The organism is Janthinobacterium sp. GL_088, from assembly GCF_057837845.1.
In genome coordinates, this window is record NZ_CM174453.1 from 5,725,731 (window position 1) to 5,738,941 (window position 13,211).

The 13,211-nt window shown below is 64.9% G+C and carries 10 protein-coding genes; 5 read left to right on the plus strand and 5 right to left on the minus strand.

What is annotated here, in order from left to right; all coding sequences use genetic code 11:
* Nucleotides 1-63 precede the first annotated feature (63 nt).
* Both plsY and ybaK read right to left on the minus strand, forming a co-directional pair.
* Nucleotides 64-708, minus strand: a complete 645-nt coding sequence (gene plsY, locus AC3IQ7_RS25540) for a glycerol-3-phosphate 1-O-acyltransferase PlsY (protein ID WP_233516007.1) — start codon at nucleotides 706-708, stop codon at nucleotides 64-66.
* A gap of 97 nt (nucleotides 709-805) precedes the next feature.
* Nucleotides 806-1,297, minus strand: coding sequence for a Cys-tRNA(Pro) deacylase (gene ybaK, locus AC3IQ7_RS25545; RefSeq protein WP_489207668.1), 492 nt, complete (start codon nucleotides 1,295-1,297; stop codon nucleotides 806-808).
* 37 nt (nucleotides 1,298-1,334) lie between these two features.
* Here ybaK and AC3IQ7_RS25550 point away from each other — a divergent pair, with 37 nt between their 5' ends.
* Nucleotides 1,335-2,297: an endonuclease/exonuclease/phosphatase family protein gene (locus AC3IQ7_RS25550; protein WP_489207669.1), complete on the plus strand. Its 963-nt coding sequence runs from the start codon at nucleotides 1,335-1,337 to the stop codon at nucleotides 2,295-2,297.
* Between the two features lie 8 nt (nucleotides 2,298-2,305).
* Here AC3IQ7_RS25550 and AC3IQ7_RS25555 read toward each other — a convergent pair whose 3' ends face one another.
* Nucleotides 2,306-4,840 carry a sensor domain-containing protein gene (locus AC3IQ7_RS25555; protein WP_489207670.1) on the minus strand — a complete coding sequence of 845 codons (2,535 nt, stop codon included), beginning with the start codon at nucleotides 4,838-4,840 and terminating at the stop codon, nucleotides 2,306-2,308.
* Between the two features lie 393 nt (nucleotides 4,841-5,233).
* On the opposite strand from AC3IQ7_RS25555, the gene AC3IQ7_RS25560 reads away from it, so the two are divergent.
* From AC3IQ7_RS25560 to AC3IQ7_RS25575, 4 genes are all read left to right on the plus strand, one after another.
* Nucleotides 5,234-6,466 carry an efflux RND transporter periplasmic adaptor subunit gene (locus AC3IQ7_RS25560; protein ID WP_099376626.1) on the plus strand — a complete coding sequence of 411 codons (1,233 nt, stop codon included), beginning with the start codon at nucleotides 5,234-5,236 and terminating at the stop codon, nucleotides 6,464-6,466.
* Nucleotides 6,467-6,469: 3 nt separating this feature from the next.
* A complete protein-coding gene (locus tag AC3IQ7_RS25565; RefSeq protein ID WP_489207671.1) occupies nucleotides 6,470-9,589 on the plus strand; it encodes an efflux RND transporter permease subunit in 3,120 nt (1,039 codons plus the stop codon).
* A gap of 363 nt (nucleotides 9,590-9,952) precedes the next feature.
* Nucleotides 9,953-10,672 carry an MgtC/SapB family protein gene (locus AC3IQ7_RS25570; protein ID WP_198521463.1) on the plus strand — a complete coding sequence of 240 codons (720 nt, stop codon included), beginning with the start codon at nucleotides 9,953-9,955 and terminating at the stop codon, nucleotides 10,670-10,672.
* The gene (locus AC3IQ7_RS25575) at nucleotides 10,672-10,983 is read left to right on the plus strand and encodes a hypothetical protein (protein ID WP_158301083.1); all 312 of its coding nucleotides are present in this window, start codon (nucleotides 10,672-10,674) and stop codon (nucleotides 10,981-10,983) included. The genes AC3IQ7_RS25570 and AC3IQ7_RS25575 overlap by 1 nt, the downstream gene beginning before the upstream one ends.
* Here AC3IQ7_RS25575 and AC3IQ7_RS25580 read toward each other — a convergent pair.
* On the minus strand, nucleotides 10,975-12,372 hold the full coding sequence (locus tag AC3IQ7_RS25580; RefSeq protein ID WP_322426191.1) for a sensor histidine kinase: 1,398 nt from the start codon (nucleotides 12,370-12,372) through the stop codon (nucleotides 10,975-10,977). The genes AC3IQ7_RS25575 and AC3IQ7_RS25580 overlap by 9 nt on opposite strands.
* Complete coding sequence (locus AC3IQ7_RS25585; protein ID WP_092714122.1) at nucleotides 12,365-13,045, minus strand: response regulator transcription factor; 681 nt, start codon at nucleotides 13,043-13,045, stop codon at nucleotides 12,365-12,367. Before AC3IQ7_RS25585 ends, AC3IQ7_RS25580 begins: the two co-directional genes overlap by 8 nt.
* Nucleotides 13,046-13,211: the final 166 nt, after the last annotated feature.

Here is a 13,211-nt window from a genome sequence, read left to right on the forward strand (position 1 = left end):
GCGGCCGCACCGCGCGGCGCCGCAAACACAGCATATGCGTGCGGCGCGCGGGAAATCAAGCGCTTACTTCTTCTTGCCAGCGGCCTTGGCCGCATCCTTCTTGCCGCCGATCTTGCTTTCCTTGCCAGAGAGCAAGTTCGCGATGTTCTGGCTATGGCGGTAAGCCAGCAGCACGCTCATGACAATCACAGACAGCAAGATGGGATCGACGCCGAACAGCAAGCCATAGTAAAACGGCGCGAACAGGGCCGCCACCAGGGCTGCCAGCGAGGAGTAGCGAAATGCGTAGGCAATGATCAGCCAGGTGGCCAGGGTCGCCAGGCCCAGCCAGGGATTGATGCCCAGCAGCACACCGAGGGCCGTGGCCACGCCCTTGCCGCCGACGAAGCGGAAGAACACGGGCCACAAATGGCCAAGGAAAACGGCGATGGCCACCAGGGCCACGGCCGTGTCGCCCACACCGAGCGCTGTGGAAAAATGGTCGGCCAGGAACACGGCCAGCCAGCCCTTGGCGCCATCGCCCAGCAGGGTCATGATGGCGGCGCCCTTGTTGCCGCTGCGCAGCACGTTGGTCGCGCCCGGATTTTTCGAGCCATAGGTGCGCGGATCGGCAATGCCGTAGACCTTGCTCATCACCACGGCAAACGATATCGAGCCGAGCAAGTAAGCGGCCACTGTCATTGCCACGGTTGTGATTACTGGATTCATTTCTTCCCTTTATTGTGTTTATTACACCAGCATCGAGGCTGGCGCAGCAGAATATACACCAGCGCCCAGTCAACGGACAGGGCGGCATCCAGTTTTCTTAATCCTGCAGGGCGCACTGCACCGGCTTGGCTTGCAACAAATCAACAAGCACCTGCGGCGCCAGCGAGACGAGGAAACCGCGCCGCCCGCCATTGATGTAGATACGCGGCAAGTCCAGGATCGATTGCTCGACGTACACGGGCATGGCCTTCTTCGTGCCGAACGGCGAGGTGCCGCCGATCATGTAGCCGGAATGACGCTGCGCCACTTCGGGCTTGCACGGCTCGACGGACTTGCAGCCGATGCCACGCGCCAAATTCTTGGTCGACACCTTGCAATCGCCATGCATGAGCACGATCATCGGCTTGGCCGCCTCGTCCTGCATCACCAGGGTCTTGATCACCGCATGTTCTGGCACGTTCAATTCGCGCGCCGAAACGCTGGTGCCGCCATGCTCCTCATACGGATACGGGTGTTCTTCGAAGGAAACTTGATGCTTGCGCAGCAACTGCGTCGCCTGGGTTTCGGAAATATGCTCTTTTTTAGCCATGCGTGATACGCTGATCGTTCAGTGAGGAGTGCTAATTATGCAGGAAGAAATCCGCTTTGCCACATTCAATGTCTGCAATCTGGCCCCCGCCGGGGCGAAATTGTATGACAACCTGGAACCGTTGAGCCCGGCGCAATACGAAGCCAAGGCGGAATGGACGGCGCGGCAAATCGACCTGCTCGACGCCGACGTGATCGGTTTCCAGGAAATTTTCTCGCAAGCGGCCCTGCGCGACGTGCTGTCGCGCACGCGCCATTACCGCGCAGCCACCCAGGCCGGCTACGATGCGATCGATGCCGCCGGACGCATGCTGCCCACGGTGGCGCTCGTCTCACGCCTGCCGCTGGCCGGCGCCGGTGTTGCCTGGGCGGATTTCCCCACCGGCGTGAGCGTGCCTGCCGAGGACAATCCCTGCCGCTTCGCCCGCGCACCGCTGCATGTCCAGGTTATCTTGCCTGGCGGACAACTCATCGACGTGGTCGTGGTGCATTTGAAATCGCGCCGGCCCGACTACCGCCATGGCGACGGCAACGATGCGGCCAGCTACGCGCTGGCCAACCTGCGCTCGCTGCAGCGGCGCGGCGCGGAAGCCGTGGCCCTGCGCATGCTGGCAAGCGAACTGGGGCACAGCGGCCGTCCCCGCATCGTGCTGGGCGACTTCAACGACATCGCCAATGCCGTCACCACGGCCATCGTCATGGGCGCGGGCGCGCCGTGCGAACCAGGCATGGAAATGCGCGCGCGCCTGTACGACGCCAACGCCATCCAGCAACGCCAGGACGCCCTGCGCCACGTGGGCTACACGAATATCCACGACAGTGCCTACATGACGATCGACCACATCCTCGTGTCCGAGCATTTTCATCACGCCTCGCCGCGCGCCATCGGCGTGCTGCAGGAAGTGACTTATCTCAACGACCATTTGCTGCTGAGCTTGCCATATGCATCCGACCATGGCCAGGTGCTGGCGCGCATCAGGCTGCTGGGAAACATTAACTAACTCAGTCACTAATGCAGCAACTTCGCCAGCGCGCTGCCCTCCACTTGCGCGCTGGCATAGCGCCCCTGGTATTGCTGGCAGCCCTGTCCCCGCAGATACGCCAGCTGCTGCGCCGTTTCCACGCCTTCGGCGATCACCGTCAATTGCAGCTCGCGCGCCATGGCGATGATGGTGGCGGCCACGGCCGTGTCGGATTCGCCGACCGCGCCGTCCGCGGCCGCGGGCAGGAACGATGGGTCGATCTTGAGTTTATCCACCGGGTAATGGCGCAGATTGGCCAGGCGCGAATAGCCGGTGCCGAAGTCGTCGATGGCCAGCCTGGCGCCCAGCGCGCGCAGTTGCGCCAGCACGCCGGCCAGGCGCGCGCCCCCCTTCATCAGCAAGGATTCCGTCACTTCCAGTTCCAGGCAGGCGGCGGGCAAACCCGACACGGCCAGCGCCTCTTGCACGCTGAGCAATAAATTATTGTGCAGACATTGCGCCGGCGACAGATTCACGGCCACGCGCCAGGCATGGCCCGCATCGTGCCAGGCGCGCGCGCGCAGGCAGGCGTGGCGCAGCACCCAATTGCCAATCGACACCATCAAGCCGCATTCCTCGGCCACGGCGATGAAGCGCTCGGGCGGCAGCACGCCCAGTTGCGGGTGGCGCCAGCGCAACAGCGCTTCGGCGCCGAGGATCTGCCCGCTGGCGACATCGAGCGCGGGCTGGAATTCCAGCACGAATTCATCCTTGCCCAGCGCTTCGCGCAAGCCCTGCTCCAGGCTGGCCCGCTCGACGATTTGCGCATTCATCTCCGCATTGAAAAACTGGAAATTGTTGCGCCCGCTTTCCTTCGCGTGGTACATGGCGATGTCGGCGTTGTGCACGAGGCTATCGATGTTGTCGCCATCGCTGGGAAAGATGGCCACGCCGATCGAGGTGGACACATGCAATTCGTATTCGCCCAGTTGATAGGGCTGCGTGACGGCATGCAGCAGGCTGAACGCCACATGGGCCACCTGGTCGATGCCGCCCACCTCGGCCAGGATGACGACGAACTCGTCGCCGCCATGGCGGCTGACCGTGTCGACGCCGCGCACGCAGCGCACCAGGCGCCGCGCCACCTCCTTGAGCAGCAAATCGCCCACGTGGTGGCCCATGCTGTCGTTGATGTGCTTGAAATGGTCGAGGTCCAGGTACAGGATGGCCAGCATGCTCAGCTTGCGCCGCGCGGCCGCCAAGGCCAGCGACAGGCGGTCCAGCAGCAGCACCCGGTTCGGCAGGTCCGTGAGGAAATCGTGCTCGGCCAGGTGGCGCGTGTGCTCCTCGTTTTTCTTGCGCTCGCTGATATCGCTGAGGATGGCCAGGTAATTGCTCAATTGCCCCTGCGGGTCGCGGATGGCCGTCAGCGACAGCCAGGCCGGGTAGCGCCCGCCCGCCTTGCGCTGGCCGACGATATCGCCTTGCCAATAACCGTTGGCCTCGACCTCGTCCCATACGTGGTCGAAAAACGCCGGCGCGTCCGGCTCCACGCCGTGCTGGACGAAGGGTTTGCCCAGCATGTCGTCCAGGCTGTAGCCGCTGATCTCGCTATACGCGGGATTCATGCTGACGACCCGCTGCTGCGGGTCCAGCACGACGATGGCCTCGCGCGCATGCTCGACCACCTGTGCCGACAGGTACAGAGCCCGCTCAGCCAGTTTACGCGAGGAAATATCACGGATCACGGCATAAAACAGATAGGTATGGTCGAGCGTGACGGAAGTGAGCAGCACTTCGCCCCAGAACAGTTCGCCCGTGCACGTCTGATAGCGCCAGTCATAGCGGCAGTTGCCGTCCGCGTGGGCTTGCGCCGCCAGCTGCGTGCCGTGCAACGAGGACAATGCGCCATCGGGCTGGCGCAAGGGCGAAAAGTCGCTGAGGCGGCGTCCCAGCAGCCGTTGTCGGTCTTCGCATTGAAACAGAGCAATAGCGGCGGGATTCGCGTCGGCGATATGCTCGTCGCGCAGCAGCAGGATGGCATCGGCGGATTTCTCGTACAACTGGCGGAAATTGTCGCCCATCAGCAACAAGGCGCCCTGCGCGGCGCCATCCTGGCCGCTGGCCGTGATGTCGACATCGATGCAGACCACTTGCCGCACTCTTCCGGACTGTATGACAGGAAACACGGTGGAACAGATGCAGCGCGGTGCGGCCCCGTCGGCACCCAGCTTCCACAGGCGCGTGCTGCGCGCCTTGCCGCTGTCCCACACGGCCGCCAATTCGCCGGCAAGCTCCCCGGCCACAGTGGCGGCATCCGGCAGCGCGGCGGCCACCCTGGCCCACGGCTGGCCCAGCGCCAGCTCGGCCGTCACGCCATACAGGCGCGCCGCACCAAGACTCCAGTAGCGCACGATGCCATCGCGGTCGATGCCGCGCACGGCCAGGCCCGGTGCCTGCTCGACGGCGGCAACGATGATGGACAGCAAGTCCAGCGCCTTGACGGCCGCTCCCGCCTGCGGTTCGGCAGCAGTCAGCAAACGGCCCGGCGACGGGGCGGCTCCGGCAATCCGATCAGACATCAGCCCCCCGTGGCGCGGCCGCACGGCAACCGGCAGGCGTATGGCCTGTCCGGTAGCGCAACCATCCCACCCATTCTTGCGCGCCGGCGAATCGGCTTCTTGAGGATGCGCAAGCATCGTGACGTGCACGGCCTCGATGCCGGCACTGTCTTCGGTCGCCGTTTTTTGCATTCCAGCCCCGATTTTGTGCAATCTGTCGCACGGCGATGGCGGCCGGACTTGAATCTTCCTAAAGTGGCAACATGCGCATCGCCGTGAACGGCCGCAGCGGCAGGCGTGTTGTCTGCGGCCGCCACGGTGATGCGCTACCCGAATTCCCCCGGCCAGAGACAGGCCGGGTCCGCACCGAGACCTGGCGCCGAACCCCTGCGCCGCTCCTGACCAAGAATACCTATGAAAAACGAGACCCTGCCCCCCGCCTCCCCCCTTGCAGCCACGCGCCGCCGGCGCTGGCGCACCCCCGTGCTGATCCTGGTCGTGCTGGGCCTGGCCGGCGGCGGCTGGATGGTGATGCAATCGAAGCAGCAAGCCGCCAAGGCTGCCGAACTGCAAGCGAGCAAGAAGAAGGAGCAGGCCAAGACGCCTGTGCACGAACTGGCGCAGGGCGACGTGGCCGCCATCGCCGCGCGCGCGCTGTCCATCAGCCTGCCCCTGTCCGGTTCGCTGGCGCCCGTGACCCAGGCCACCATCAAGGCCAAGGTTTCCGGCGTGATCGAGGCAACCACCTTGCAGGAAGGCCAGCAAGTGGCCAATGGGCAAATCCTCGTGCGCCTGGACGCGGCCGACCTGCGCGCCCGCCTGACGCAGCAGCAAGCCATGCTCGACGAAGCGCAGGCGCGATTGTCGATGGCCGGCAAGAATGAAGCGAACAGCCAGGCCTTGCTCAAGCAAAAATACATTTCGCAAACGGCATACGACACGACGCAGAACTCCGTCGACCTGGCGCGCGCCAACGTCAAGTCCGCCGCCGCGATGGTCGACATCGCCCGCATCGCGCTGGCCGACACGGTGATCCGCGCGCCGATGGCCGGCATCGTCAGCAAGCGCCACCTGCAGGCTGGCGAAAAAGTCTCGCCCGACATGCCCGTCTACACCATCGTCAACCTGGCGCAGCTGACCCTGGAAGCACCCGTGCCCAGCGCGGAAATCCCCCGCATCAAGCTGGGCCAGGACGTGCACTTCAAGGTCGACGGCTTCGGCGCGCGCGACTTCGCCGGCAAGGTCACGCGCATCAACCCCACCACCGAGAGCGGCTCGCGCGCCATGCTCGTCTACATCGCCGTCGACAATGGCGATGGCGCGCTGCGCGGCGGCATGTTCGCCAAGGGCAGCATCGTCACCGAGCGATCAAGCGTGGCGCCGCTGGTGCCCCTGACGGCCGTGCGCAATGAAAAGCAGGGGCCCGTCGTGTATGCGCTGGTGAACAACAAGGTCGTCGCCCAGCCCGTCACTTTGGGCTTGCGCAACGAGGATGAAGGCTATGCGGAAGTCACATCGGGCCTGGTGCCGGGCGCGAAAGTCATCATCGCCAAGCTCGATGGCGTCAAGCCGGGCCACAGCGTGACCTTCGCCGCACAGCCAGGCGTGCCCGCCGCGCCGGCAGCCGTGCTGGCACGGAAGGATTAAGCCATGTGGATGACCAAAGTCAGTATTCAAAACCCCGTCTTCGCCACCATGGTCATGGTGGCGCTGGTGGTGCTGGGCATCTTCTCCTACCGGGGTCTGGGCGTGGAAAGCATGCCCAGCGTGCAGTTCCCGTTCGCCGCCATTGAAGTGAACTACCCGGGCGCCTCGCCCGAAGCCGTGGAAAACGATATCACGCGCCCCATCGAGGACGCCGTCAACACCGTCAGCGGCATCAAGACCATCCGCGCCAACTCGTGGGAAGGACGGGCCGGCGTCTACCTGGAATTCGAGCTGTCGACGAATATGGACAAGGCCATGCAGGACTTGCGCGACAAGGTGGCCCTGGTGCGCCCCCGCTTCCCTAAGGAAGCCAAGGACCCGTTCATCGCGCGCGCCGAGGGCGACAACGAACGCCCCATCGCCACCATCGTGCTGACCTCCACCGGACATGACCTGCGCTCGCTGTCGACCATGACGGAGCAAATCATCAGCAAGCGCTTCCAGGGCGTGGCCGGCGTGGGGCAAGTCAAGCTGCGCGGCCTGCGCGCGCGCCAGATCCTCATCAGCATGAAGCCGATCGAACTCAATGCCCAGGGCATCGGCGTCGATGAAGTGATTCGCGCCATCCAGGCCACGAACACCAATTTGCCGGCCGGCTCGATCAGCCATGGCGCGGCCGAACAACTGGTGCGCGTGGAAGGCAAGATCAAGGATGCGCGCGAATTCGGCAAGATCATCGTCGCGCGCCGCGCCATCGGCCCCGTCTACCTGGACCAGGTGGCCACCGTCGTCGACGGTGAGCAGGAAGAACTGTCGATCTCGCGCATGAACGGCCAGCAAGCCGTGACGATGGAAATCACTAAAGTGCAGGACGCCAACGTGGTCGAAGTGGGCACCGGCATCCTGAAAGTGGCGGCGGACCTGCAAAAGACGCTGCCGCCCGATATCAAGCTGCGCGTGCTGGATGACGAATCGGAACGCGTGCAAAGCCAGCTCAATAACGTCAAGCGCACCATCATCGAAGGCGCCGTGCTGACCATGGTGATCGTCTTCCTGTTCCTGCACTCGTGGCGCTCGACCATCATCACGGGACTGACACTGCCGATCTCCGTGCTGGCCAGCTTCATCGCCATGAAGGCCTTCGGCTTTACCCTGAATTTTTTGACCCTGATGGCGCTGTCGCTGTGCATTGGCCTGTTGATCGATGACGCCATCGTCGTGCGCGAAAACATCGTGCGCCACCTGGGCATGGGCAAGAACCACTACAAGGCGGCCAACGACGGCACCAATGAAATCGGCCTGGCCGTGATGGCCACCACGTTCGCCATCGTCGCCGTGTTCGTGCCCGTCGCCTTCATGGACGGCATCATCGGCCGCTTCTTCCTGCAATTCGGCATCACCGTGGCCGTCGCCGTGCTGGTATCGCTGTTCGTCAGTTTTACCCTCGACCCCATGCTGTCGTCCGTCTGGCGCGACCCCGTCAAGGACCGCTTCAAGTACGCTCCGTGGCTGGGCCGCTTCATGGCCTGGATCGAGACAGGCATCGACCGCCTGCACGTCTGGTACGGCAAGGTGTTGAAGGTGGCCCTGCGCTGGCGTAAGACGACCCTGGCTACCGCCCTGGCCCTGTTCGCGGGCAGCCTGATGCTCGTGCCCATGATCGGCGGCGAGATGTTCCCGGAAACGGACCAGGGCTGGGTCAACCTGCGCTTCAAGACGCCCGTCGGCTCCAGCCTTGAATACACGGATTCCAAGGTGCGCCAGATCGAAACGGCGCTGAAGGAATTTCCCGAAATCGACAGCCTGGTGGCCAATATCGGCACGCCCGATGGACGCAACGCGGCCGAGGTGAACCTGAAGCTGACGGACATCAAGACGCACAAGCGCCGCTCGCAGCAGGAACTGGAAAAGCTGATCCGCGAACGCCTGGCGCCGATTGCCGGCATCACCCTGTCCGTCGGACAGCGCCCCATCTTCATCGCCATCCTGGGCACGGATGAAGGCAAGCTCGATGCGGTGGCACATACCCTGATGGACAAGATGCGCAACATCAAGGGCCTGGCCGACATGGAATACAGCCAGGAAGGCGCCAATCCATCGACCACCGTGAAGATCAATAACGAACTGGCCAGCGACCTGGGTCTGTCGGTGCAGCAGATCGGCAATGCCCTGCGGCCGTTCGTGGCGGGCGACACGGTCAGCCACTGGCTGGCGTCCGACGGACAAAACTACGACGTCAACGTGCAGTTGCCCAAGTCGGGCCGTCAGAAAGTGGCCGACCTGGCCGACCTGTCGCTGGCGTCGAGCAAACTCGATGCGAACGGCAAGCCCGTCATGATTCCGTTGCGCCAGGTGGTCGACTTCGTGCCGTCATCGAGCCCGCAAGTGCTGAAACGCCAGGCCTTGCAGCGCCGGGTCGCCATCTATGCGGGCACGCAGGGCCGCCCTGCCGGCGACGTCGACGCCGACGTGCAGAAAGCCATCAAGTCCATCGACCTGCCGCCGGGCGTGCGCTTCGACGTGGCCGGCAATGCGCAGCAGATGGCCGAAACCATGGGCGGCGCCATGATGGCGCTGGGGATCGCCGTGATCTTCATCTACCTGGTGCTGGCATCGCAGTTCGGCAGCTTCCTGCAGCCGATCGCCATCATGGTGTCCTTGCCGCTGTCGCTGATCGGCGTGCTGGCCGCACTCCTGATTACGGGCAGCACCCTGAACATCTTCTCCGTGATCGGCTTCATCATGCTCATGGGCCTGGTCACCAAGAATGCGATCCTGCTGGTCGACTTCACCAACCAGCGCCAGCGCGAAGGGCTGGGCCAGTTCGAGGCGCTGATGGAAGCGGGGCAAGTGCGCTTGCGCCCCATCCTGATGACGACCCTGGCGATGGTCTTCGGCATGCTGCCGATGGCCATCGGCATGGGCGACGGCGGCGAATCGCAGGCGCCGATGGGGCGCGCCGTCATCGGCGGCGTGATCACCTCGACGCTATTGACACTGGTGGTGGTGCCCGTCGCCTACACCTACCTCGATAGCCTGGGCAAGCGCGCCGCGCGCTTCTTTGGCGGCGGCGAGCATGCGCACGCCGAATCCGCCGACGACGGCAAGGCACACGCCCACTGAACTACCGGTCGCCTTCACCGTCCCCGCATTGGCGGGGACGACGCGGCGGCTACCTGAAGAGAGCTTCAGTTGACCAAAACTGCCCCACTGGCTAGACTGTCCCCGTTATCAATGATATGGAGTGACTCGTGGGTGCTTGTTCCAGTGACAGTAGTCGATTGACCATCGGCGATCGGCCTTAGGCAGGACGCGCGCATTCCGCCCGCCCTGCCCATGGCAAGGTGTGGTTTTACCAGCGACAGTACTCTCTCGTCGCCACTTCCCTCCTCATCGTTCCACCGTTATCGTCTGCTGCCCCCTTTCGGGGCGAATTGTCTTCGCCCTTGCACTCGCCTGTTCCTCCCCAGCCGGGAGAAACTGATGGTGGTATTTGACTTTGCGCTGCGCGTTGCCGCAGCCTTGACCCTGGGCGCCATGATCGGCGCCGAACGCCAGCTGCGCCAGCGCATGGCGGGCTTGCGCACGAATGCGCTGGTGTCCGTTGGCGCCTCGCTGTTCGTGATGGTTTCCGTGCTCGAAGGCGATAGCGCCGGCCATATGCGCATCGCCGCGCAGGTGGTGTCCGGCATTGGATTCCTTGGCGCCGGCGTCATCATGCGCGAAGGCATGACGGTGCGCGGCCTGAACACGGCCGCCACCCTGTGGTGCTCGGCCGCCATCGGCATCCTGTGCGGCCTGGGCTTCGCGCTGGAAGCGGCCATCGGCACGGGCTTCGTGCTGATCGCCAACCTGGTGCTGCGCCACCTGGCGCAACGCATCAACGCGCACGGCAGCGAAGCGGGCATAGAGACGGAAAGCATCTACCGCGTCACGGCCGTGTGCGAGGCGGAGCAGGAAGTCCAGGTGCGCAACCTCATGCTGCGCATGATCAGCGGCATGCCGGCACTGATGCTGCAATCCTTGCACAGCGAAGACGCGGCGCACGCGGGACGCATCGAAGTGCGCGCCGACCTGCTCACGCCCCTGTCCAGCCTGGGATTGCTGGAGCAGATCGTCAGCCAGGTCAGCCTGGAAGGCAGCGTCTCGGCCGTGCGCTGGGCGCTGGTCAACAACGCGGAATTTGTCGCCGAACGGGGAGTCTGATGATGAAAAAATTCTTTCACTGGTTTGCCAGGCAAGCGCCTGTCGTGGCCACCTACCGCCTGACCGTCACCTGCCCTGCCGCGCAAGCCGACCACGTGGTGCGCCTGCTGCTGGCCGAACTCAAAGGCGCGGGCCTGGCCCCGTCGCAAATGCTGCGCAGCTGGGACGAAGCCCGGCAAGTGGTGCAGCTGATCGCCACGGTGCTGTGCCAGGCCGTGCAGCGCGCCGTGCTGGTGCGCTTCGTCAACCGCGCGGGCGCCTGGCCGCAAGTACGGCAAGTGCGCTGGGAAGGCGTCGCGCCGTCAATCTGAGGCCGGCAGGCGCATGAGGAACAGGGCGCCGCCTTGCGGGCGGTTCTGCGCCTCGATGCTGCCGCCATACGCATGCACGATGGCTTGCGACAGGGCCAGGCCCAGGCCAAAGCCGGGCGCCTCGCCTGCGCGCGCCTGGGCGCCCCGGTAAAAGCGTTCGAACAGATGCGGCAAGTCTTCCACACCGATGCCCGGTCCTGCATCCGCCACGCCGACGATCGCCTGTTCGCCCTCGCGCGCCACGTGCACAGTGATGATGCTGTCGGGCGGCGAAAACTTCACGGCGTTATCGAGCAAGTTGGCCAGCACCAGATCCACGGGGCCGGCCGCCACCCGCGCCTGCACGGGCACACTGCCATCGAAGACAATGCGGATGCCGCGCTGCACCGCCGCCTTTTCCAGGCGCTGCGCGGCCGCCTGCACGAGCGGATTGAGTGCGATGGTTTCCACGGCATTGCGCTCCTGGCCCACGTCCAGGCGCGTGAGCATCAGCAATTCTTCCACCAGGGTCGTCAGGCGCTGCACTTCATCGAGGCAGGACGCCAGCGCGTCGACATACTCGGGCGACTCGCGCGGGCGGCGCAGGGTGATTTCAATTTCCGTGCGCAGGCGCGACAGGGGCGAGCGCAATTCGTGCGAGGCGTCGGCCGTGAAGCGGCGCTGCGCATCGTAGCCGTGTTCCAGGCGGTCCAGCATGGCGTTCAGGGTATCGACCAGGCGGCCGATTTCGTCCTGCGTGCCGGGATGGGGCAGGCGCTGGTGCAGGCTGGCTTCGCCGATCGAATGCGCCTGGTCCACCACGTCGTCGATGGCGCCCAGCACGCGGCGCGTGAGCATTTCGCCGGCCAACCCCACGGCCGCCAGCAAGGCCAGCGCCATGGCGCCAAACAGCACGGTGGCCGCAGCCAGCACGTGATTGGTGTCGTCGAGCGAACCGGCCACCTGCACCGCCAGGCCCGCGCCGGACGTGGGCACGGGAATCGACACCATGCGCAGCGGCTCTTCGCCGAACTTGGGCAGCGTCTCGAAAACAGTCTCGCCGGCCGCCAGGCGCGCCAGCAGGGCGGTCGGCGCCGGCAGCTGCGCCGCCTCCAGGTTGCGGCTGCGCGCCAGCACGCGGCCTTCGCCATCGATGATCTGCACCAAGCGGTCCAGGCGCGTCAATGAGGGCTGCGCCAGGCCCGGCGCCACCTCGTGCACCTGCACGGGCTGGCGCGGCGCGGCCGGCAGCATGGCCATTTCCGTCTCGGCCAGCGCCAGCAGGGCCGCATCGAGCTGGCCATGCACGGCGCGCGACAGGCCCCAGTAGCCGGCCAGCGCCGTGCAGGCGACGATGGCGAGGATGACGGCAAGGTGCACCAGCAGCAATCGTTTGCGAAAGCTAGCCACCGTTGTTTTCCGCCAGGCGAAAGCCGCGTCCGCGCACCGTATGGATCAAGGGCGGCAAGCCTGGCGCATCCACTTTCCCCCGCAGGTTGCGCACGTGGACGTCGATCAGGTTATCGATGCCGATCAGGTCCGCCTGCCATATCTGCTCGGCCAGACGCGCGCGGCTGACCACTTCGCCCGCCTGGCGCAGCAGGATCAATAAAATTGCGTACTCCTTGGGCGTCAGCACCAGCGGCATGCCGGCCCGCGTGGCCTGGTGGCTGACGGGGTCGAGCGTCAGGTCGGCTAGCGCCAGCACCAGCGGGCGGCTGATGTCGGAGCGGCGCAGCAAGGCGCGGATGCGCGCCAGCAGTTCCTCGAATTCAAACGGTTTGGTCAGGTAATCGTCGGCGCCCGTGTTCAGGCCCGCCACCCGGTCGGCCGTGGCGTCGCGCGCAGTGAGCATCAGCACGGGCGTCTGGATGCCACGCGCGCGCAAGTCGCGGCAAAAGTCGATGCCCTGCTTGCCCGGCAACATCCAGTCCAGCACGATGGCGTCATAGTCGACGGCGTAGCTTTCATCCTCGCCCTCTTCCGCGCTGTGCGCCACGTCGACGACAAAGCCTTCTTCCTGCAAGCCCCGCGCCAGCAGGCGCGCCGCCTTGCGGTCGTCTTCCACCAGGAGGATTCTCATGCCTGCCTTTCGCGTCGCGCCTTGTTTTCCATGCTTTGCATTTTACCGCGCCCCACCGTGCGCGCACCGAACCTGAAGAATGATTCAGGCGTTCTTGGGCGCTTCTTCAGGAGCACATTGCTATGCTTTCCCGGCGCTGTAGTGACGCTGCCTGCGCCACTGCGTC